18 protein-coding genes are annotated in these 20,213 nt (G+C 62.8%); 9 read left to right on the forward strand and 9 right to left on the reverse strand.

Going from position 1 to position 20,213, the window contains the following annotated elements:
* Positions 1-32: 32 nt before the first annotated feature.
* The gene (gene pgl, locus AC0NID_RS14010; RefSeq protein ID WP_473454537.1) at positions 33-749 is read right to left on the reverse strand and encodes a 6-phosphogluconolactonase; all 717 of its coding nucleotides are present in this window, start codon (positions 747-749) and stop codon (positions 33-35) included.
* Entirely contained in the window at positions 731-2,200 is a 1,470-nt protein-coding gene (zwf, locus tag AC0NID_RS14015) for a glucose-6-phosphate dehydrogenase (RefSeq protein WP_473454538.1), read from the reverse strand. Before zwf ends, pgl begins: the two co-directional genes overlap by 19 nt.
* A gap of 278 nt (positions 2,201-2,478) precedes the next feature.
* Here zwf and AC0NID_RS14020 point away from each other — a divergent pair, with 278 nt between their 5' ends.
* Both AC0NID_RS14020 and AC0NID_RS14025 read left to right on the forward strand, forming a co-directional pair.
* Positions 2,479-3,225 (forward strand): SDR family oxidoreductase, encoded by a 747-nt coding sequence (locus tag AC0NID_RS14020; protein WP_473454539.1) that lies wholly within the window; start codon positions 2,479-2,481, stop codon positions 3,223-3,225.
* Positions 3,226-3,380: 155 nt separating this feature from the next.
* Positions 3,381-3,569: a hypothetical protein gene (locus AC0NID_RS14025; protein ID WP_473454540.1), complete on the forward strand. Its 189-nt coding sequence runs from the start codon at positions 3,381-3,383 to the stop codon at positions 3,567-3,569.
* A 213-nt stretch (positions 3,570-3,782) separates the two neighbouring features.
* Here AC0NID_RS14025 and AC0NID_RS14030 read toward each other — a convergent pair whose 3' ends face one another.
* From AC0NID_RS14030 to AC0NID_RS14040, 3 genes are all read right to left on the reverse strand, one after another.
* Positions 3,783-4,598 carry an SH3 domain-containing protein gene (locus AC0NID_RS14030; RefSeq protein WP_473454541.1) on the reverse strand — a complete coding sequence of 272 codons (816 nt, stop codon included), beginning with the start codon at positions 4,596-4,598 and terminating at the stop codon, positions 3,783-3,785.
* Positions 4,599-4,802: 204 nt separating this feature from the next.
* Positions 4,803-6,089, reverse strand: a complete 1,287-nt coding sequence (locus AC0NID_RS14035; RefSeq protein WP_473454542.1) for an NAD(P)/FAD-dependent oxidoreductase — start codon at positions 6,087-6,089, stop codon at positions 4,803-4,805.
* Between the two features lie 131 nt (positions 6,090-6,220).
* Positions 6,221-7,654, reverse strand: a complete 1,434-nt coding sequence (locus tag AC0NID_RS14040; protein WP_473454543.1) for a glutamine synthetase family protein — start codon at positions 7,652-7,654, stop codon at positions 6,221-6,223.
* A gap of 153 nt (positions 7,655-7,807) precedes the next feature.
* On the opposite strand from AC0NID_RS14040, the gene AC0NID_RS14045 reads away from it, so the two are divergent.
* Positions 7,808-8,524: an HAD family hydrolase gene (locus AC0NID_RS14045; protein WP_473454544.1), complete on the forward strand. Its 717-nt coding sequence runs from the start codon at positions 7,808-7,810 to the stop codon at positions 8,522-8,524.
* 41 nt (positions 8,525-8,565) lie between these two features.
* Here AC0NID_RS14045 and AC0NID_RS14050 read toward each other — a convergent pair whose 3' ends face one another.
* The 3 genes from AC0NID_RS14050 to aceA all read right to left on the reverse strand — a co-directional run bounded on the left by AC0NID_RS14050 (position 8,566) and on the right by aceA (position 10,849).
* Positions 8,566-9,015: a response regulator gene (locus tag AC0NID_RS14050; protein ID WP_473454545.1), complete on the reverse strand. Its 450-nt coding sequence runs from the start codon at positions 9,013-9,015 to the stop codon at positions 8,566-8,568.
* A gap of 238 nt (positions 9,016-9,253) precedes the next feature.
* On the reverse strand, positions 9,254-9,496 hold the full coding sequence (locus tag AC0NID_RS14055) for an SMc00767 family acetate metabolism repressor (RefSeq protein ID WP_145718043.1): 243 nt from the start codon (positions 9,494-9,496) through the stop codon (positions 9,254-9,256).
* Positions 9,497-9,559: 63 nt separating this feature from the next.
* Positions 9,560-10,849, reverse strand: a complete 1,290-nt coding sequence (gene aceA / locus AC0NID_RS14060; RefSeq protein ID WP_473454546.1) for an isocitrate lyase — start codon at positions 10,847-10,849, stop codon at positions 9,560-9,562.
* 246 nt (positions 10,850-11,095) lie between these two features.
* Here aceA and AC0NID_RS14065 point away from each other — a divergent pair, with 246 nt between their 5' ends.
* The 6 genes from AC0NID_RS14065 to AC0NID_RS14090 all read left to right on the forward strand — a co-directional run bounded on the left by AC0NID_RS14065 (position 11,096) and on the right by AC0NID_RS14090 (position 18,093).
* Complete coding sequence (locus AC0NID_RS14065) at positions 11,096-12,547, forward strand: helix-turn-helix domain-containing protein (RefSeq protein WP_473454547.1); 1,452 nt, start codon at positions 11,096-11,098, stop codon at positions 12,545-12,547.
* A 145-nt stretch (positions 12,548-12,692) separates the two neighbouring features.
* Positions 12,693-13,646, forward strand: a complete 954-nt coding sequence (locus AC0NID_RS14070; protein WP_473454548.1) for a DMT family transporter — start codon at positions 12,693-12,695, stop codon at positions 13,644-13,646.
* A gap of 338 nt (positions 13,647-13,984) precedes the next feature.
* A complete protein-coding gene (locus tag AC0NID_RS14075) occupies positions 13,985-15,082 on the forward strand; it encodes a polyamine ABC transporter substrate-binding protein (RefSeq protein WP_473454549.1) in 1,098 nt (365 codons plus the stop codon).
* A gap of 73 nt (positions 15,083-15,155) precedes the next feature.
* The gene (locus AC0NID_RS14080; protein WP_473454550.1) at positions 15,156-16,295 is read left to right on the forward strand and encodes an ABC transporter ATP-binding protein; all 1,140 of its coding nucleotides are present in this window, start codon (positions 15,156-15,158) and stop codon (positions 16,293-16,295) included.
* Positions 16,296-16,303: 8 nt separating this feature from the next.
* A complete protein-coding gene (locus AC0NID_RS14085) occupies positions 16,304-17,278 on the forward strand; it encodes an ABC transporter permease subunit (protein WP_473454551.1) in 975 nt (324 codons plus the stop codon).
* Positions 17,275-18,093, forward strand: coding sequence for an ABC transporter permease subunit (locus AC0NID_RS14090; RefSeq protein WP_473454552.1), 819 nt, complete (start codon positions 17,275-17,277; stop codon positions 18,091-18,093). Before AC0NID_RS14085 ends, AC0NID_RS14090 begins: the two co-directional genes overlap by 4 nt.
* A gap of 66 nt (positions 18,094-18,159) precedes the next feature.
* Here AC0NID_RS14090 and AC0NID_RS14095 read toward each other — a convergent pair whose 3' ends face one another.
* Positions 18,160-20,010, reverse strand: coding sequence for an AsmA family protein (locus AC0NID_RS14095; RefSeq protein WP_473454553.1), 1,851 nt, complete (start codon positions 20,008-20,010; stop codon positions 18,160-18,162).
* Positions 20,011-20,213: the final 203 nt, after the last annotated feature.

Here is a 20,213-nt window from a genome sequence, read left to right on the forward strand (position 1 = left end):
GGCTGTCTGCCGGAACCCTCGGCAAGTTGAAATCAGGGTGCCCAGAATACCTCTACGGGCCTCTCGGCTGCGTCGAGCACGGCGCGAATGGGCCTTTGCGTTCCCGCTCCCATCGCGCTCTCGAATGCCTTGCGCTTGTCTTCGCCCTCGATGTGCAATGCGACGAAGCCGGCTTCGACGATCCGCGCCAGCGACAGCGTCAGGCGCGGCTCGCCGGCGCTTGCCGCGTGAACCGGAAGCACGACCATTTCCGAGGACGGGTCGAGCAGTTTTTCCAGATTGTCGGCGTCAGCAAAGAACGAGGCGGTGTGGCCATCGGTTCCCATGCCCAGCACGACCACATCGAGCGGCCAGGGCAGCGACCGCAACATCCTGCTGTCGGTCTCCGCCGTATCCTCGATGCTTGCCGCGTCCTGGTAGAGCGGTACGAAACGTGCTGCCGCGGCCGCGTTTTTCAAAAGATTGGCGGCGACCAGCCCGGCGTTGGAGCGCGCGGAGGAGGCCGGCACGCAACGCTCGTCGACCAGCGTCACCGTGACCTTGTTCCAGGCGATCGGGACCCTCGAAAGCGATGCGAAGAATCTCGCCGGCGTCGTGCCGCCGGAAACAGCGAGCAAACCCGTGCCGCGCTCGGCGATTGCATCGGCCAGGCGACCCGCGACGTGGCCGGCAAGCGCTGCCGCCAGGTCCTCGCGCTCGGCAAACGCGTGCCAGTTGTACGCGGTGCCGTTCAATTGCTCTCGTGCCATGTCCGCCCGTCGCGTTCGATCAGCGCAATCGAAGCCGAGGGCCCCCATGTGCCGGCCGTGTAGCCCTGCGCCTCTTGCCTTGCGCTCTCCCAGGCGTCCTGGATCGGGTCGATCCATTTCCAGGCCGCCTCGACCTCGTCGCGGCGCATGAACAGCGTCTGGTTGCCACGGATGACATCCATGATCAGCCGCTCATAGGCATCGGGCGCGCGACCGTCGAAGGATTGCGCGAAGCTCATGTCGAGCGGGATCTGGCGCAGCCGCATGCCGCCAGGCCCGGGATCCTTGATCATGATGAACTGCTTGACGCCTTCGTTGGGCTGCAGCCTGATGACCAGCTGGTTGGCAAAGATCGGCCCGGCGCTGTCGCCGAAGATCGAATGCGGGATCGGCTTGAATTCGATGACGATCTCCGAAACGCGGGTCGCCAGCCGCTTGCCGGTCCTGAGGTAGAACGGCACGCCCGACCAGCGCCAGTTGCCGATCTCGGCCTTGATCGCGACGAACGTCTCGGTGTTGCTGTCCTTGCCGAGTTCCTCGACATAGCCTTTCACCGGCCCGCCCGCCGAGGCTCCGGCACGGTACTGGCCGCGCACTGTGTGCTTCGGCGCTCCATTGCCGTTGATGCGCGTGAGCGCCCGCAGCACCTTCAGCTTTTCATCGCGCACGGCATCGGCATCCATCGACGACGGCGCCTCCATGGCGACGAGGCAGAGAAGCTGCAGCATGTGGTTCTGCACCATGTCGCGCAGCGCGCCGGCCTTGTCGTAGTAGGTGACGCGGTCCTCCAGGCCGACAGTCTCGGCCACGGTGATCTGCACATGGTCGACATTGGCGGAATTCCACAGCGGCTCGTAGAGCGCATTGGCAAAGCGCAGCGCCATCAGGTTCTGCACCGTCTCCTTGCCGAGATAGTGATCGATGCGGAAGATCTGGCTTTCATGGAAATCGTCGCCGACCAGATCGTTGAGCGCGCGCGCCGAGGCGAGATCGCGCCCGATCGGCTTTTCCAGCACGATGCGCGAATGCGGCGTGATCAGCCTGTGCTCTTTCAGCTTGTGCGAGATGTCGCCGAACAGTGCCGGCGCCACCGCCAGGTAGAAAGCACGGATGCACTCGCTGTCGCCGATTGCCTCCTTCAATTTTTCGAAGCCCGCGCCGGTGGTCGCGTCGGCCGAGACGTAGGAAAGGCGGGAAAGGAACGTCGTCAGCTCGTTGGCGTCGATGTCGGCCGGCTTCACATGGTCTGAGATCGCCTGCCTGGCGAAAGCCTGAAATTCCTCGTCGGTCATTTTCGAGCGCGACGTGCCGATGATGCGCGTCGGTTCGGAAAACTGATGGCCGCGCTGGCGATGATAGAGCGACGGCAAAAGCTTGCGTTCCGACAGATCGCCGGTGCCGCCGAAAATTATGAAGTCGAAAGGGTCGACGGGAATGATCTGGCTGGTCATGGTCTATCCGCTTTGACGCCGTCGCTGTAACGCGGCTGATATATTCTAATCGATTTAAATTTTCCAGTGCCCCGATGTCACAAACATGTGTGCCCTTGACACCGGCGCAACCGGGGGGCTTGTCGGCGAGCGGTGGTCCGGAAGACCTTCGCAGGTGCAGCATAAAGCGGGATCGAAGCGAAAGCCAAAGGAGAAATTGAGGGTGGAGACATATCTTTCGACGGCCATGGCCGAAGGCGGCCGGGGGATGACTGTCCACAATCATGGGTGAGGAAAGCATGCGCCTGGAAAACAAGGTAGCCATCATCACCGGCGCCGCCTCTGGCTTCGGCGAGGGCATGGCCAAGCGTTTTGCCGAGGAGGGCGCCAAGGTCGTCGTCGCCGACCTCAACGCCAAGGGCGCGGAACGTGTGGCCAGCGAGATCGGCAAGGCGGCGATCTGGACCCAGACTGATGTCACGTTGCGCTCCGAATTCGACGAAATGGTCCATGCCGCAAAGAAGGCCTTCGGCCGCATCGACATCATGGTCAACAATGCCGGCTACACCCATCGCAACGGTGATATGCTGGAGGTCGACGAAACGACCTTCGACCTGATTACCGCCGTCAACATGAAGGCGATCTATCATGCGGCGCTTGCCGTGGTGCCGATCATGGACCGGCAAGGCGGCGGTGTCATCCTGACCACGGCTTCGACGGCCGGCATCAGGCCGCGGCCCGGCCTCACCTGGTACAACGCCTCGAAGGGCTGGGCGATCACCGCGACCAAGTCGATGGCGGTGGAGCTCGCGCCGAAGAACATCCGCGTCAACTGCCTGTGTCCGGTCGCCGGCGAGACCGGCATGCTGGAAAAATTCATGGGCACCGACACACCCGAAATCCGCGGGAAATTCCGCGCGTCAATCCCGCTTGGCCGGCTTTCGACGCCGCTCGACATAGCCAACGCGGCGCTCTGGCTCGCTTCGGACGAGGCGGCTTTCATCACTGGCGTGGCGCTGGAGGTCGACGGCGGCCGTTGCATCTGAACCGCCCGCAATGTCGGTTTTTCAAGTTTGACCTGACCGTTCGTCGCCAGCCATAAGTCGCTTATGGGCTTTGCTGCAGCACTTGAACTCGGCGTCCCCAGGAACAGGTGGCGGCCAGGGTGGCGACACTCCAGCCATTGGCAAATCGATGCGAGGTGTTTGTGTTCGACGGCGGGCTGCAATTCATCCTCGACGCCGCCGAGGCGGCCTGGCAGTCGATGGCCAGGGCCACTGTCGAACAAAAGCGCATCGTTCTGGGGCGGATTTCAGACTGTGCAGGCTCGACCGGAAAGTACCATTACGCCTACAAGACCGCCCGCGAAATTGCCGGTCCGGTCATTTAATGTCGGCGAAAACGCGCACCGCTCGGGAGCGGGCAAGAGGATCGCGACACGGGCCGCTTTCATGCGTTGCGTATGCCCAGGGAGGTCTCCGACCATATCAAGCGGACCGCCGTGGCCGGCCAGCTGATCCTGCTCAAGAGTTCATCCAATCTTCATCTCGAACGGATCGCGTCGCTGAAGCGCCTCGCATCTGACGCACTTTAGGTTTTTGTTCTATGCGCCGGTCTTGATGAAACTCTTGTAGATCCAGCCGCGTTTGCCGTTGTAAACGATCTGGCACCATTTCTTGCAGTTCATCACCTGAACCGAGGTCTTGGCGGGAATGGTGACTATGGCGGCCGCATTCTTCTTCGGTCCGGTTCGCATGGTGACGGCTCTGAGGATGCGCCCGGTGTCTGCTGCGTACTCGTCCTTGACCTCGCCTTTCACCTGGCTGCCATCGTCCTGCGTCGCTGCCGGCAGTTGCGGCTTCGGGCTGGGAATGGCGGCGGTTTGCGCATCGTCCGTCGCCGTTTTGCCGGGAGCCGCGACTTTGGCAAACAATGCCTCAGCTTTGTTTTTGGCTGCCGGATCGGCGAATGCCGCCATGGACGGTTTGTCTGCCGCTTGCTCGGCCCGGCCTGCCACGCGGCCGGACTTGGTCGTCGGTGTCCAGCGCGGATCATTGGGCGCCAGCGCCGGTATCTCGGCCTCCGCCGCAATCGCCGCCGTCGAAACCACGTCGGTCTTATCAGCGGCCTGCTGCACCGCGGCGGCCGTCGAGGCAGCGGCTGGCACGATTTCCGCTGTCTTTGCCGGAACGCTTGAACCCGCCTGCTCGGGACTTGCGATCGCCTGTCTCCCGTTGGCCGGCAATGCCAGCCATAGCGCCACCGCGGCCACGCCAAGCAGCGCTGCCGTGCCAAGCGCGGCGATGACCAGATGCAAGTTCGATCGGACTTTCTGCCAGAACCTTGGCCGCATGTCGTAGCCAAACTGCATCGCAAGGCGCCGTCGTTCCGGCATGCCGAAACTGAAGGGCTCTCTCACTCTTGCAACCTCCATTTGCGGGTCGACATTCGACCAGTGCCGGAAGACCGGGGTTCGATCTGTCCCAAAACCAAAAAGCGGGCAGGCCCGCAAAATTCCCCCCCGTTTAACTGCCCACCGCCTCATCCTTTGCCGGCGAATGTGGCATCACTGCGCCCTTTGCAAGGGATTCTGCACCCTTATGGAGGATTCTGCAATCTGTGGTTATATCCGGTCCCTCAAGGCATACCAGTTGAGCGCGAGAAAGAGCAGAGGTGCGCGGAAGCGTCGGCCACCAGGAAAGGCCGGGACCTTCAGATCCTCGATCAGCCTCAGCCGATTCCGGTTGCCGGCAACGGTTTCGGCATAGAGCTTGCCGAAAAAGTTCGACAGCATGACGCCGTGGCCGGAATAGCCGCCGACCGAGATCACATTGGGCATCACTTCGCGCACGAAGGGTTTTCTCGGCATCGTGATACCGACATAGCCGCCCCAGCCATGGGAGATCTCGACATCCCTGAGGTCAGGGTAAAGCTCGGCGATCTGCCGGCGGATGTGGATATGGATGTCCTTCGGGTCATTGACGGCATAGATCTCGCGCCCGCCGAACAGCAGCCGCCCATCCGCCGATTTGCGGAAGTAGCGCACGACGAAGCGGGAATCATCGACCGACTCGCCGCCCGGCAGCACTCTTGTGTCAGCCCCCAGTGGCACCGTCGCGCCGATGAAGGAGCCGATCGGCATGATGTGCGTGGCACTCACCGGCTCGAGCGTGCCGCCATGGGCGTTGACGCCGATCAGACATTTTTCGGCTGATATCGTGCCTTTCGGCGTCGTAACCTTCACCTTGCCGCCAAGGGACGCGATGCCGGTCGCCGGCGTCTGCTCGAACAGCTGCGCGCCCGCCTGCGCCGCCACGTTTGCCGTGCCAATCACTAGCTTTAATGGATGGATGTGCCCGGTGCCGGTATCGCGGGTGCCGCCGAAGTAGCGCGTCGAGCCCAGCCGCTCCGCCGTCTCTTTCGCGTCCATGAAGGTAATGTGCGGATAGCCGAAGCGGTTCGCCATGATCTCGGCATGCGCCTTGTACTCGTCGACATAGCGCTGCCTGTGCGCCAATGACATCTGGCCGGGCATGTAGTCGATCTCGATCTTGTTGGCGTCGGCGAACTCCAGGAGATGCGCCTTGGCCTCTTCGGCGAGGTCGAACAGTGCCTTGGCACGGGAAAAGCCGTATTCCGCCTCCAGTTCCTCGGCCCAGGCGCGCTGGCCGGTGCCGAGCTGGCCGCCATTGCGGCCCGATGCGCCGTCACCGAAACGATGCGTTTCGATCAGCACGACATTGCTGCCCGCCTTGGCAAGGTGCGCCGCCGCCGACAGGCCGGTGAAGCCGCCGCCGACAATGACGACGTCGCACGTCCGGTCGCCGTCGAGCGCCAGGTATTCGGGCCGTGGGCCGGCGGTGTCCTCATACCAGGAGCGGCCGGGGGAGATTGGGGATTGGTAAGTCATGGCGCCGCCTCTCGGCGGCAGTGAATGGTGAATAGTGAATGGTGAATGGAAGACGTCGGGATGGTTAGTATGCCGTCAGTTATCTCAACTAGGATCAAGGCCATTCACCATTCACACGACGAAGTCGCCTCTCACACGTTCAACAGCAGATATTCCCGCTCCCACGGGCTGATCACTTCCATGAAGGTCTCGAATTCCGCCCGCTTGATCGCTGCATAAGTCGCGGCGAACGACTTGCCGAGCAGCGCGCAAAGCTCTTCGTCGGCTTCGAACAGGTCGACGGCTTCGAGCAGGCTGCGCGGCAGGTCGATCTCGTCCTCATTGGCGGTGGTGAGAACGGGCGGTTCGGCCTTGATCTTGTTGGTCATGCCGATCAACCCGCAGGCGAGCGATGCGGCCATGGCCAGATAGGGATTGGCGTCGGAGGAGGGGATGCGGTTTTCGACGCGCCTGGCTGCCGGGTCGGAGCGCGGAACGCGGAACGCGGTGGTACGGTTGTCGTAGCCCCACTTGTTGTTGACCGGCGCCGAAGCCGACTGCGTCAGCCGGCGGTAGGAGTTGACATAGGGTGCGAACATCACCAGCGCGTTCGGCACGTGCTTCTGCATGCCGCCGACGAAATGGAAGAAGGCTTCGGTTTCCGAGCCGTCCTCGGCGGAAAAGACGTTTCTGCCGGTCTTCTTGTCGATGATCGACTGGTGGATATGCATGGCCGAACCGGGCTGCCCCTGGATCGGCTTGGCCATGAAGGTGGCATAGATATCATGCTTCAGCGCCGCCTCGCGGATGGTGCGCTTGAACATGAACACCTGGTCGGCGAGCTCGATCGGATCGCCGTGGCGCAGATTGATCTCGAGTTGGCCGGCGCCTTCCTCGTGGATCAGCGTGTCGATCTCCAGGCCCTGGCTTTCGGAGAAATGGTAGATGTCGTCGATCAGTTCGTCGAACTCGTTGACGCCGGCGATCGAATAGCCGGCGCCGCCGCCTATCGGTCGGCCGGAGCGCCCGACCGGCGGGGTCAGGGGATAATCCGGATCGGGATTCTTGCGCACCAGGTAGAACTCGATCTCGGGCGCCACCACCGGCTTCAGTCCGCGCTTGTCGTAAGCGGCAAGCACGCGCTTCAGCACGTTGCGCGGCGTGAACTCGACCGAGCGGCCGTCCTGGTGGACCAGATCGCAGATGACCGCCGCCGTCGGATCCTCCTCCCACGGCACCACGGTCAGGGTCGAAAGGTCCGGCATCAGCTTGAGGTCGCCGTCGTCTTCCGGATAGTGGAAGCCGTTGCCGTCCTCAGGGTAGCCGCCGGAGATCGTCGTCATGAACACCGCCGAAGGCAGCGCCAGAGAGGTGTTGGAGGTGAATTTCTTCGACGGCATCATCTTGCCGCGCGCAACACCCGCCTGGTCGGGCGTGATACATTCGATATCTTCGATGCCGCGCCATTCCAGCCAGGCGCTGACTTCCTTCCAGTTCTTCACGCCGCGTTGATTTTTCACGAAGGCAGGCGTGCGGGCGCGTCCTCCGCGGCTCGACGGACGGACTTCCTTTTTTGCAGGCGGCATCAATCACCAGATTGGGTTTCAGATTTGGGAGTATAGCCGGGGCCGGTGATGGAAGGGAAGGGGAGCCGGCCTGCGTTCGCCCGCGCAGTTGAAAATCGCTCCAGGCGGCTTAGGTTCGATGCGAATCCAGTCGCCTCGGTTCGAAGACCTCGAATGCAGAACAATCATGAATTGACCACGATCGGCTTCGATGCCGACGACACGCTCTGGCAGAACGAGCAGTTTTTCCGCATGACCGAGAGGCGCTTTGCCGCGCTGCTCGCCGATCATGCCGAGGAACAGCACATTTCGGCAAGATTGCTGGAGGCCGAGAAGCGCAACCTCGCCGTCTACGGATTCGGCATCAAAGGGTTTACCCTGTCGATGATCGAAACCGCGATCGAGATTACCGGGGGCCGCGCACCGGCCTCGGTCATCGCCGAAATTCTTGCCGCGGGCCGCGAGATGCTCGGCCATCCGATCGAGGCGCTGCCCCATGCGCGCGAAGCGGTGGAAGAGCTTGCAGGTGCGTATCGCCTGGTGCTGATCACCAAGGGCGACCTCTTCGATCAGGAACGCAAGCTGGCGCAATCCGGTCTGGGCGACCTGTTCGATGCCGTCGAGATCGTCAGCGACAAAAGTCCCGCCACGTACGCCCGCATCTTCAACCGCCACGGCGACGGCGCCGAAAGGAGCATGATGGTCGGCAATTCGCTCAAGTCGGACGTGGTGCCGGCCATCGAGGCCGGCAGTTGGGGCATCCACGTGCCGCATGAACTGACCTGGGTGCTGGAACATGTCGAGCCGCCGGTCGCCGCGCCTCGCTTCCGCCAGATAGCCGATCTCTCTGAATTGCCCCGGCTGATCGAAAGCATCGGGAAAGCCGGCTGATCGCATGTCTCGGCGTCGAACCGGACGCTGCCAGCTATAGACTAGCTGCGTCCGAGCCCGATGAAATGGTCGATCACCGGCTGCAGCCGTTCGGTCGTGATCGGTTTGAATACCACCGCATCGACGATGCTCGACAGGCCGAGGCTCTCCGGTGTGCCATTCTTGATTGAAAGCAGGATCACCGAGGGGACCGACCTGCCCGACGTGCGGCGCAACGCATCGATACCGGACATCAGCGCGTCGCAGTCCTTGTTGTCCGATCCGCCATCGAGGACGACAGCGCCGGGAATGAGCGATCGCAACGTCGCCGCTGCCGTTTCGGGCGATTCCGAGATCGGTTTGAGTCCGGATCGTTCGACGATTTTCGAGACCACCACCCGGTTGACCGGCGACTTTCCGACGACGAGCACGCGGGTGAAGTCGGCGAGCATTTTCCGGCTCACCGAATTCAGGTGCTTCGCAGTGCTGGTCTCGCGATTCACGGTGTGCATGAGCGGGCGGGCACTCGTCTGGTTTCAATGCAGGGTTGAAACTTTGGAGACAATTGCCGTGAGATCCCTGCCGGTGTCAACCTGAAATGGCGGATATCGAGAATATCGCAAGAAACGTTAAGATTTAGACCAAGTGCCGTTCCCGGCTCGAATGCAAATCAGTCGTGCAAACGCAAATCCCCTGCGCAGAGACTGCGCAGGGGATGCCGGATCCGCAACAGGTTTAGCCGGCTTTCGGTCAGCCTGGGCTCCGTTGCGTGACGATCACCGGGATCAGCAGGTCGCCCCAGTTGCCGTCGCCGCCATGATGTCTTGCCGAGCGCACGAGCTCCACCGAAACGCCGGCCTCGACCGCCTTCATCACCGATTGGTTTAGCCTGTGCAGGTCGTTCGCAAGCATGCGGATGGTCGCTTGCTGGTCGACGTTCATGGTGGTGGCCTGTTCTTCGGCCCGTTCCTTGACGCGGCTTATCGATGCCATTGGTCTTCTCCTTCTGCGTATTTATAGCCCCCTGGGGCGTTTTTTCTGTTCATTGCGTTCCTGCTATTCCGCCGCAGGTTTGAACTGGGCGTGCTCGGTCGATTCATGCATGGCCGTGGTCGAAGACCGGCCACCGGTGATGGCCATCGATACGGCGTCGAAGTAGCCGGTGCCGACTTCGCGCTGGTGCTTGGTCGCGGTGTAGCCGTGCGCTTCCGCCGCGAACTCAGCCTCCTGCAGTTCGGAATAGGCAGCCATCTGCCGCGTCCTGTAGCCGCGGGCGAGTTCGAACATGCCGAAATTGAGCTGGTGGAAACCGGCCAGCGTGATGAACTGGAACTTGTAGCCCATGACGCCGAGCTCCTTCTGGAACTTGGCGATCGTGGCATCGTCGAGGTTCTTCTTCCAGTTGAACGACGGCGAGCAATTATAGGCGAGAAGCTTGCCGGGATGGTGCCGGTGCACGCCCTCGGCGAACTTCTTGGCCTGCGCCAGGTCGGGTTTGGAGGTTTCGCACCAGATCAGGTCGGCGTAGGGCGCGTAGGCGACGGCCCGCGCGATGCAAGGCTCGATGCCATTCCTGACTTGATAGAAACCCTCCACCGTGCGGCCGGCGCCATAGTCGACGAAGGGCTGGTCGCGCTCGTCGATGTCGGAGGTGAGCAGCTTTGCCGCTTCCGCGTCGGTGCGCGCGACAACCAGTGTCGGCGTGCCCATGACGTCGGCGGCAAGCCGCGCGGCGTTGAGGTTGCGGATGTGTGCGGTGGTCGGGATCAGCACCTTGCCACCGAGATGGCCGCATTTCTTCTCCGACGCCAGCTGGTCCTCATAGTGGACGCCGGCGGCGCCCGCCTCGATGAAGGCCTTCATGATCTCGAAGGCATTGAGCGGTCCGCCGAAGCCGGCTTCCGCATCGGCGACAATAGGCGCGAACCAGGTGTCGACCGAAAGCCCCTTGCCTTCGGAGGTCTCGATCTGGTCGGCGCGCTGCAGGGTGCGGTTGATGCGCTTGACCAGTTCAGGCGCCGCATTGGCGGGATAAAGCGACTGGTCCGGATACATGGCGGATGCGGTGTTGGCGTCGGCGGCGACCTGCCAACCGGACAGGTAGATCGCCTTCAGCCCGGCGCGAACCTGCTGCATCGCCTGGTTGCCCGACATGGCGCCGAGCGCGTTGACGAAGTCCTCCTCGTGGATGAGCTGCCAAAGCCGGTTGGCACCCATCTCGGCGAGGCTCTGCCGGATCTGCACCGAACCGCGCAGCCGCTTCACATCGTCTGGCGAATAGGGCCGCTCGATGCCGTCGAAGCGGCCTTCCGGCGCCGAGGGGACGAGGTTGTAAAAATCGGTCATTGGTCGCTCCGGGTAAATCGTTGCTGGGATAGAAACGCCGCCTCATGGAAATCCTCGCGCCGTTTGGTGTGACAGCATTTACATTTCGACGCGAAACAGGCGAGGGAAACCGTAAGATTGGCTGGCAAATAAGGGAAAACCTGTGTTGCGTTTGACAATCGTGCGCTGTAAAGTTGTCATGATTGTAAAACGGCGACATGGCCATCATCCCGCAAAATGATGTAAATTTCTGTCAAGGACGATCGATTGGCCGACCAGAAGATCTTCGCCGGGCCGCGCATCCGCCGCATTCGCAGCGCCAAGGGCCTGACCCAGACGGCGATGGCCGAAGGGCTCGGCATCTCGCCGTCCTATCTCAATCTCATAGAGCGCAACCAGCGGCCGCTGACGGTCCAGCTGATCCTCAAGCTGGCGTCCGTCTACAAGGTCGATCCGCATGAACTGCAGGGCGAGGCGAGGGGCTCGGTCGCCGCCTTGAAGGAAGTGTTTTCAGATCCGCTGCTGGTCGGCGAATTGCCTGGCGACCAGGAGCTGATCGAGCTCGCCGAAGCCGCGCCCAACGCTTCCGCCGCGGTGATAAAACTGTTTCGCGCCTATCGCGAGCAGGCCGAGCGCCTTTCCGACCTCAACGAGCTTCTGGCGCGTGAGGGCCGGGCCACCGCGCTCTCCGGCGCCCGCTTGCCGATCGACGAGGTGCGCGAAATCTTCGAGCGCCGGCCGAACCACTTTGCCGCGCTCGAAGAGGAGGCCGAGGCCTTCACGTCGGTGCTCGATCCCGGCGACGATCTGCTCGGCGCGCTGAAGGCCTGGCTGAAGCGCGAATGCGGCATCGTGGTCAAGGTGCTGCCGGTCGCCACCATGCCGAACTGGCGCCGCCGCTACGACCGCCACTCGCAGCGTCTGTTTCTGTCGGAGCGCCTGTCGCCGTTCGACCAGTTGCGCGAGGTGGCGATGGAGTCCTGCCTGATCCGCATGACGGTCGCGGTGGCAGGCGAGATCCAGGCGCTGAAGCTGACCACGGATGAGGCCCGCCGGCTCGCCCGCTTCGAGCTTGGCCGCTACGCCGCCCACGCGCTGATGATGCCTTATCAGTCCTTTCACGCGGCAGCGCACCGCGCGCGTTACGACATCGACGTGCTGCGCTCGCGCTTCGGCGTCTCCTTCGAGCAGGCGGCGAACCGCCTGACCATGCTGCAGCGGCCGGGCACGTCTGGCGTGCCGTTCTTCATGCTCGAGGTCGACAATGCCGGCAACCGCTTCCGCAAGGCGGGCGGCCAGGGTTTTCCGCAAAGCCGCTTCGGCGGCGGTTGCCCGAAGCTTCCCGTGCATGCCGCCTTCACCCAGCCCGGACAGATCTTCGTCGAGGCGGTGGAAATGCCCGACGGCGCCGAGTTTCTCTGCATCGCCCGCACGCTTGAAGGGCCGCAAGGCTCGTTTTCGGAGCGCCCGCGCCGTACCGCGCTTCTGCTGGGCTGCGACGTCGGCTTTCGTGACGAGATCGTCTACGGCGCGGCACTGCCGGGGCCGGCCGCCGCGGCTGGAAAAGCCGGACAGGGTACCAATCCGACCACACCGGTAGGCCCTGCCTGCCGTCTGTGCGAACGCATCGGCTGCCTTGCCCGCGCCGAGCCCCCGGTGACGCGCCCGCTCGGCCTCGACGAGATGGTCACCGGGTTGAGCGCTTTCGATTTTCAGTGAGGCCGCAGCAGAACTGCCGTCTTTGCCACAACCGTCGCCCTTCGGTGGATCACGCCCTGCCACTTCCTTTGCGCTACGCGAATGAGGCACGTTCTTGTCGTCCGTTGCGCATCGTGCCGCCCTGAAATCGCCGACAGTCGCGCCCATGACCGATACCGCATCATCACCGATTGCCGTTTCGCCCGTTGTCTCGCCACGTGACGAGCGTGTCGGCTTCCTGTTGATATTCCTGTCGGCGCTGATGTGGAGTTTCGGCGGCACTATTGCCCGCTTCATCGACACCGGCGACAGCTGGACGGTGGTGTTCTGGCGCTCGGTCTGGGCCGCCGCCTTCCTGATCTGCTTCATGATCTGGCGCGACGGCTGGCGCGGCACGGCGAGGTTGTTCCGCGGCATGGGCCTGCCCGGCCTTGCCGTGGCGTTCTGCTTCGCCACCGCATCGACCTGCTTCGTCGTGGCGCTTGCCTACACCACCGTCGCCAACATCCTTTTGATGCAGGCCGGCGTGCCGCTGCTGGCGGCGCTGTTTGCCTGGGTGCTGTTTCGCGAACGGGTGGCAGCGGCGACCTGGGTGGCGATTGCCGCCGTCATATCAGGCGTTGCCATCATGGTATCGGAATCCCTTGACGGCGCCATATCTCCCATCGGCGACGGGCTGGCGCTGCTCATCGCCGTCATGTTTTCGATCGCCACCGTCATCACCCGGCGCTTTGCCCATGTGCGCATGACGCCGGCGACCTGCCTCGGCACGATGCTTGCTGCCGCATTCGCGGCGTCCCAGGCTTCGCAATTCGGCGTTTCCAGCAGCGACATGGGCTTCCTTTTTGCATTCGGTGTGGTCAATCTGGGTCTCGGCCTTGCCTTCTTCGCCACCGGCGCCAGGCTTGTTCCGGCGGCTGTCGCAGCGCTGCTCGGCACCTTCGAGCCGATCCTCGGCCCGATTTGGGTCTGGCTCATCCATTCGGAGGTGCCGTCGGAACGCACCATCATTGGCGGCACGGTCGTGGTCACGGCGCTGCTCGTCCATATCGGGCTCGAATTCAAGCGTCAGACGCGGCCCGTGCGGCCGGGTGTCACGGGCATGCCGTCGCCTAATTGAGCAGCGCACACGCCAAAGCGAGATGAGCCATTGACAACGCCGCAGCCGCGCGGGCAGGCTGCAATACGGCAACAACAAGACAGGCGTATCTTGCCAAGTCTCCCCTCCGGCCGGATCGAGACCGGACAACATCGTATCCCTGCCTGCGCCGTGGCGAGAGCCTCTGACGGCGCCGGAACGCCACTTGGATCACGGCACGGGAACGGGGCCCTCGGCCGCTGTACATCGAACCACGTCGGCGGTTCGCGCTTGTTGCTTGCCGGAAAGCCCAATAATCTGAAGCAAATGCCCAGCCGCGCGACGAGCTGGCGATGGAATACTCATCAAAGGAGAGACGCATGACCCGCAAAGCGTTCTGGCTTTCGGCAACCTCGGCATTTCTGACGCTTTTCACCTTCGGCGCTCATGCCCAGGAGCGCGTCGTCAATGTCTATAACTGGTCGGATTACATCGACAGTTCGATCATCGACGAGTTCACCAAGGAAACGGGCATCAAGGTCACCTACGACACCTTCGATTCCAACGAGCTCCTGGAGACGAAACTGCTTGCCGGCGGCAGCGGCTATGACGTTGTCGTGCCGACCGCCAATTTCCTCGCACGCCAGATCCAGGCGGGCGTGTTCCAGAAGCTCGACAAGTCGAAGCTGCCCAACATTTCCAACATGTGGGACATCATCGCGGAGCGAACGGTCAAGTATGATCCCGGCAACGAATACTCGATCAACTACATGTGGGGCACGGTCGGCCTCGGCTATAACACCAAGAAGGTGCAGGAAGCGCTCGGCACCGACACGATCGACAGCTGGGACGTGTTCTTCAATCCGGAAAAGCTGGCCAAGCTGAAGGACTGCGGCGTCTATGTTCTCGATTCCCCGAGCGACATCCTTCCGAACGCCTTCAAATATCTGGGCATCGATCCCGAGACCACGTCGATGGACGATTTCGCCAAGGCGGAAGAACTGATGCTGAAGATCCGGCCTTACATCCGCAAGTTCCACTCGTCGGAATACATCAATGGGCTGGCCAATGGCGACATCTGTCTGGCCGTCGGCTGGTCGGGCGACGTCTTCCAGGCGCGCGACCGTGCGACGGAGGCAAACCAGGGTGTCGAGATCAGCTACTCAGTGCCGAAGGAAGGTGCCGAAATGTGGTTCGACCAGATGGCGATCCCGGCCGACGCGCCGCATGTCGCCGAGGCGCATGAATTCCTGAACTACATGATGAAGCCGGAAGTGATCGCTAAGTCGAGCAACTACGTCTTCTACGCCAACGGCAACAAGGCGTCGCAGCAGTTCATCGACAAGGAGATACTCGAGGATCCGGCAATCTACCCGGATGAGGCGACACTAGCGAAGCTGTTCACCATCGCCCCCTACGATTCCAAGACCCAGCGCGTCGTCACCCGCACCTGGACCAAGATCGTCACCGGGCAGTAAGCGGCAATCAACGGCCCCGGCGCAGTGCGCCGGGGTCAAATCCTTGGGGATAGGACGCAGGACGGAGTGGGACATGAAATCGCTTGGCAGCATCCGCAGGGATTTCGCGCCATGGAACGACCCGAACGCCAAGCCATACATCCAGTTCGAAAACGTCACCAAGAAGTTCGGTGACTTTACCGCCGTCAATAATTTGTCGCTGACCATATTCGAGCGCGAGTTCTTTGCCCTGCTCGGCGCGTCGGGCTGTGGAAAATCGACGCTTTTGCGGATGCTCGCCGGCTTCGAGGAGCCGACCGCCGGCCGCATCCTGCTCGATGGCCAGGATTTGCGCGGCATCCCGCCATACCGGCGGCCGGTCAACATGATGTTCCAGTCCTATGCGCTGTTCCCGCATATGACGGTCGAGAACAACATCGCCTTCGGCCTCAAGCAGGACGGCATGCCGAAGCCCGACATCGCGGCGCGCGTTGGAGAGATGCTGAAGCTGGTCAAGCTCGAGCAGTTCGCAAAGCGCAAGCCGCATCAATTGTCCGGCGGCCAGCGCCAGCGCGTCGCACTTGCCCGCTCGGTCGCCAAGCGGCCGAAGGTGCTACTGCTCGATGAGCCGCTTGGCGCGCTGGACAAGAAGCTGCGCGAGGAAACACAGTTCGAGCTGATGGACCTCCAGCAGTCGCTCGGCCTCACCTTCGTCGTCGTCACCCACGATCAGGAAGAGGCGATGACCATGGCCGACCGCATCGCCATCATCGACAAGGGCGAGGTGATGCAGGTGGCGACGCCGGCGGAAGTCTACGAGGCGCCGGGTTCCCGTTTCGTCGCCGGCTTTGTCGGCAACGTCAACATGTTCGAAGGCAGGATCGCGCGTGGCGACGCCGGCGCGGCAAGCATCGACACCGGCAACGGCATCACCATCCGGACGGAGAATGCCGGCGATGCCGCCACTGGCGCGGCCGTTGCCTTCGCGATCAGGCCGGAGAAGATCAAGGTGTCGTCGAAGAAGCCGGACGGCGCCGTCAACGCCATCGAGGGCGAGGTCTACGATATCGCCTATCTCGGCGACATGACCGTCTATCACGTCAGGCTGGACGACGGCCACGTGGTGCGGGCGAGCACGATGAACGCCGCACGCATCACCGAGGATCCGCTGAGCTGGAACGACCGTGCCTGGGTGTCGTTCCGGCCGGACGCCGGCGTCGTGCTGACGCGTTAGGGACAGCCATGTCGAATGCCGCCGTCACCGCTGCAACAACCTCCTCGGCCGCCGATGCGGGCAAATCCGCCCTGGCCAGACTGGGAGAGGCCTTCGTTGGCCGCCTCGTCATCATCATCCCGTATCTCTGGCTGGTGTTCTTCTTCCTCGTTCCGTTCGTCATCGTCTTCAAGATTTCGCTGTCGCAGACGGCGATCGCCATACCGCCCTACACCCCGGTGCTTGGCTTCGGCGATGGCCTTTCCGGTCTTCTCGATCAGCTGAAAGAGCTGAGCATCGACAATTACACTTGGCTGACGCAGGACGCGCTCTACGTCAACGCCTATGTGACGAGCGTCATCGTCGCCGCCATCTCGACAGTGCTGACATTGCTTGTCGGCTACCCGATAGCCTATGGCATGGCCCGCGCGCCGGCGATGCTCCGCCCGACCTTGCTGATGCTGGTGATCCTGCCGTTCTGGACCTCGTTCCTGATCCGCGTCTACGCCTGGATCGGCATCCTCAAGCCCGAGGGGCTGCTCAACCAGCTGCTGCTCGCCAGCGGCGTCATCAACCAGCCGCTGATCATCCTCAACACCTACACGGCGATCTTCATCGGCATCGTCTATTCCTATTTGCCGTTCATGGTGCTGCCGCTCTATTCCGCCCTCGAAAAAATGGATTACTCGCTGATCGAGGCTGCCAAGGATCTCGGCTGCCCGCCGACCAGCGCGTTCTGGAAGATCACCTTTCCGCTGTCGCTGCCCGGCGTCATCGCCGGCTGCCTTCTGGTGTTCATTCCCGCCGTCGGCGAGTTCGTCATTCCCGACCTGTTGGGAGGGTCGCAGACGCTAATGATCGGCAAGACGCTGTGGAACGAGTTCTTCGCCAATCGCGACTGGCCGGTGTCGTCGGCCGTCGCCGTCATCCTGCTGTTGCTGCTGATCGTGCCGATCATGCTCTTCCAGCGGGCCCAGGCCCGCGCCCAGGAACAAGACAAATGAGCCCGACCTGGAGCCGTTTCAACATCACGTCGATCGTGCTGGGCTTTGCCTTTCTTTACCTGCCGATCGTACTTCTCGTCGTCTTCTCCTTCAACGAATCGAAACTGGTCACCGTCTGGGGCGGCTTCTCGACCAAATGGTATGTCTCGCTGTTCCACAACCAGGGCCTCATGGATGCCACCTGGGTAACGGCCCGCGTCGCCGTCATCTCGGCCACCGTGGCGACCGTGCTCGGCACGCTGGCGGCACTCACCTTGACGCGCTACACCCGCTTCAAGGGCCGGATGCTGTTTTCCGGCATGGTCTTTGCACCGCTGGTCATGCCGGAAGTCATCACCGGCCTGTCGCTGCTGCTGCTCTTCGTCGCCGTCGGCCTCGACCGCGGCTTCCTCACCGTCACGCTTGCCCACATCACCTTGACCATGTGCTTCGTCGCCGTGGTCGTGCAATCGCGCCTGATGACGTTCGACCGCTCGCTGGAAGAGGCCGCGATGGATCTTGGCGCGCCGCCGGTGAAGACCTTCTTCCAGATCACGCTGCCCGTCATCATGCCGGCGATCGTGTCCGGCTGGATGCTGGCGTTCACATTGTCGCTCGACGATCTGGTCATCGCCAGCTTCACCTCGGGGCCTGGCGCCACCACGCTGCCGATGAAGATCTACAGTCAGGTTCGTCTCGGTGTGACGCCGGAGATCAACGCCGCCTGCACCATCCTGATCGCGGTCGTGGCGGTCGGGGTCATCGTCGCTTCGCTCGCCAACAAGCGTCGCGAGGTGCAGCGCCAGCGCGATGAGCAAGCCGCGCAGCGGGGGTGACGAAAGGGATGGCGGCCGCAAGCCGGCAGGAAGCGCTTCCGCCGACGACCGCAGCGGCTTCATTGCCTACTCCACGGAAATCCCGCGGCTTATCGGCGAGATGAACGGCGTGCTCCACGTCCCGCCGACGAAGAACGAAGACTGGTTGGGACCCTGGTTATTCGTCTGCGTGGCGGGCTGGTCCGCCTGAATGATACCGCCGGATAGCGCCAGCCCGCGTCCGGCATAGGAGGCGATGCCGGAAAGCCAGACCTTGTACTGCGCCGAATTGGCTTCGGCTTTCTCGATCTTCGCCACACCGTTCGAAATATTGGCCTTGAGTTCGGCTCCGTCGATCGGCAGCGTTCCGTCGGAGACATCGTCGAGAGCGAAGAATCCGCCCTGTTCGGTGTGCTTGAGAAATGCCGGCAGGTTGAGCCGGCTCAACGCGCCCTTGCCGAATTTCGCCGAAACCGAGCCGTCGGCGTTTTCGAATATGGAATCCCAGGTTCTGCCCGGCCCCTTGAGGATGACCGAAACCGTGCCCGTGCCGATCGGCACCAGTCGCGTCATCCCGGCAGCGGTACCAAAAGCGCCGCCGTCGATGTCGGAGGCGAGCAGCCTCATCTCGACCTGCGTGCCTCCCGGCTTGCGGTCGAAACGAAGACTGCTCTGGATGTTGCCGCCAAAGGCCGAGGCATCGGAAATATCGAAGACGGCAAGGCCGTTCTTGACCTGGGCGGTGGCGGCGACCTCGGCAAGCTGGATGGCGCCTGCGGTGGCCTGCGCTGCCGACAGTCTGAGATCGAGATTGATCCGATCCGCGACGCTTGTGTCGATTTCGCCGGGGCCAGCTCCGCTCGTGGGTGCCAGGGGCGTGAACGCGGAGAGAAACCGCCGCAGGTCGAGCGTGTCGAAGGCGAGCGTACCGGAGATGACCGGCCGCGCCTCGCCAAAGGAGAAGTCCAGCGCACCCATTCCCGGATTGTCGTCCAGGGCGATCTCGGTGTTTTCGAATTTAATGCGGCTGGAGGTCGCCGTGACCTTGCTGGAAACGGAGACCGAGCCGATTGCCGCGCCCGGCGCGATGCCGGCCCGCGACCATTCGAGCAGGCGCCTGAGCGAGGGTGCGGCAAATTTCGCCTGGCCGTCGAAATAGGCGTTCTCGGACATGCTGGCCACGCCGTCGAACGAAAAACCGGCAGGGGCTGCCTTGAAGGAAAGCGTCATCGGCGCAGCACCTCCCCCAAACAGCACCAGCGGGTTCGGCGATGCTGCATCCACGGCGACGCTTTCGCCGCGCCAGATTCCGGTCGCCGACAGCGTAGCGTTGCTGTTCAGCGCGGCCCAGTTGGCCTGGCCGCTCAGGCTGCTCAGTATCTCGGCGTCCTTGCCATCGACGGAGGTCACCACGCGGCCGTCCCTGAACTCCACGGTGCCGAACGGATCCGCCGGCAGCTTGCTCAGGTCCGGCTTGGCTGGATTGGCGCTGACCACGGCACGAGCGGTGTCGATGGAACGCGTGATGCGCCCGCCCGAAGGCAGGGCGGGCAAGAAAAACCCATTTGCCGCGCGTTGGACCCTGATTGTCGGCCGGATCAGCCGCGCCGTCGAAAACACCACGTTGCCGCGCAGCGCCGCCATGGCGGAGAGACTGACCTCGACCCGTTCGGTTTCGATCACAGGCGGCGCGTCGGTCTCTGTCCATTGCGAAAGCGTCACGTCGGTCAGGATGGCCCGGAAGTTCGGCCAGACCTCGATGCGTGGCGCGCCGTCGATGGTGACCCTGAAACCGCTCCACGCACTCATTTCCCAGGCGATGCGGTCGCGCACGATGCGGGTCGAGGCAACGAGCGGCAGGGTGGCGACGGCCAGCGCGATGACGAGCACGGCAACGCCGATCGCCCATATTCCGCGCCGGATCAAAGGTGATGGCATGTCGCCCCGTGTGCTTCCATTCCGACAAATCGCCCGACGGGTGTAACCCCAGTCGTCACTACGACCTAGGGGCGACGCATTTCAAGTCTTTATGGCCCCGCGATGACATTTGCACACATCCGCGTCGGGTCGGCCGAACAAAATCTTGCTCTGCTGCGCTGCGATATGCATAAGCGATGCCAAACGCGGCGCGTTTGAGGAGG

The sequence above is a fragment of the Mesorhizobium sp. WSM4821 genome, from assembly GCF_055901555.1.

What these genes read in the sequence shown, in the direction of transcription:
- AC0NID_RS14045 (WP_473454544.1), top strand. Translation starts at nt 7,808, where the DNA reads ATGCAGAACAATCATGAATTGACCACGATCGGCTTCGATGCCGACGAC.
- AC0NID_RS14075 (WP_473454549.1), top strand. Translation starts at nt 13,985, where the DNA reads ATGACCCGCAAAGCGTTCTGGCTTTCGGCAACCTCGGCATTTCTGACG.
- AC0NID_RS14055 (WP_145718043.1), bottom strand. Translation starts at nt 9,496, where the DNA reads ATGGCATCGATAAGCCGCGTCAAGGAACGGGCCGAAGAACAGGCCACC.
- AC0NID_RS14040 (WP_473454543.1), bottom strand. Translation starts at nt 7,654, where the DNA reads ATGCCGCCTGCAAAAAAGGAAGTCCGTCCGTCGAGCCGCGGAGGACGC.
- AC0NID_RS14020 (WP_473454539.1), top strand. Translation starts at nt 2,479, where the DNA reads ATGCGCCTGGAAAACAAGGTAGCCATCATCACCGGCGCCGCCTCTGGC.
- AC0NID_RS14035 (WP_473454542.1), bottom strand. Translation starts at nt 6,089, where the DNA reads ATGACTTACCAATCCCCAATCTCCCCCGGCCGCTCCTGGTATGAGGAC.
- pgl (WP_473454537.1), bottom strand. Translation starts at nt 749, where the DNA reads ATGGCACGAGAGCAATTGAACGGCACCGCGTACAACTGGCACGCGTTT.
- AC0NID_RS14070 (WP_473454548.1), top strand. Translation starts at nt 12,693, where the DNA reads ATGACCGATACCGCATCATCACCGATTGCCGTTTCGCCCGTTGTCTCG.
- aceA (WP_473454546.1), bottom strand. Translation starts at nt 10,849, where the DNA reads ATGACCGATTTTTACAACCTCGTCCCCTCGGCGCCGGAAGGCCGCTTC.
- zwf (WP_473454538.1), bottom strand. Translation starts at nt 2,200, where the DNA reads ATGACCAGCCAGATCATTCCCGTCGACCCTTTCGACTTCATAATTTTC.
- AC0NID_RS14050 (WP_473454545.1), bottom strand. Translation starts at nt 9,015, where the DNA reads ATGCACACCGTGAATCGCGAGACCAGCACTGCGAAGCACCTGAATTCG.
- AC0NID_RS14085 (WP_473454551.1), top strand. Translation starts at nt 16,304, where the DNA reads ATGTCGAATGCCGCCGTCACCGCTGCAACAACCTCCTCGGCCGCCGAT.
- AC0NID_RS14090 (WP_473454552.1), top strand. Translation starts at nt 17,275, where the DNA reads ATGAGCCCGACCTGGAGCCGTTTCAACATCACGTCGATCGTGCTGGGC.
- AC0NID_RS14095 (WP_473454553.1), bottom strand. Translation starts at nt 20,010, where the DNA reads ATGCCATCACCTTTGATCCGGCGCGGAATATGGGCGATCGGCGTTGCC.
- AC0NID_RS14080 (WP_473454550.1), top strand. Translation starts at nt 15,156, where the DNA reads ATGAAATCGCTTGGCAGCATCCGCAGGGATTTCGCGCCATGGAACGAC.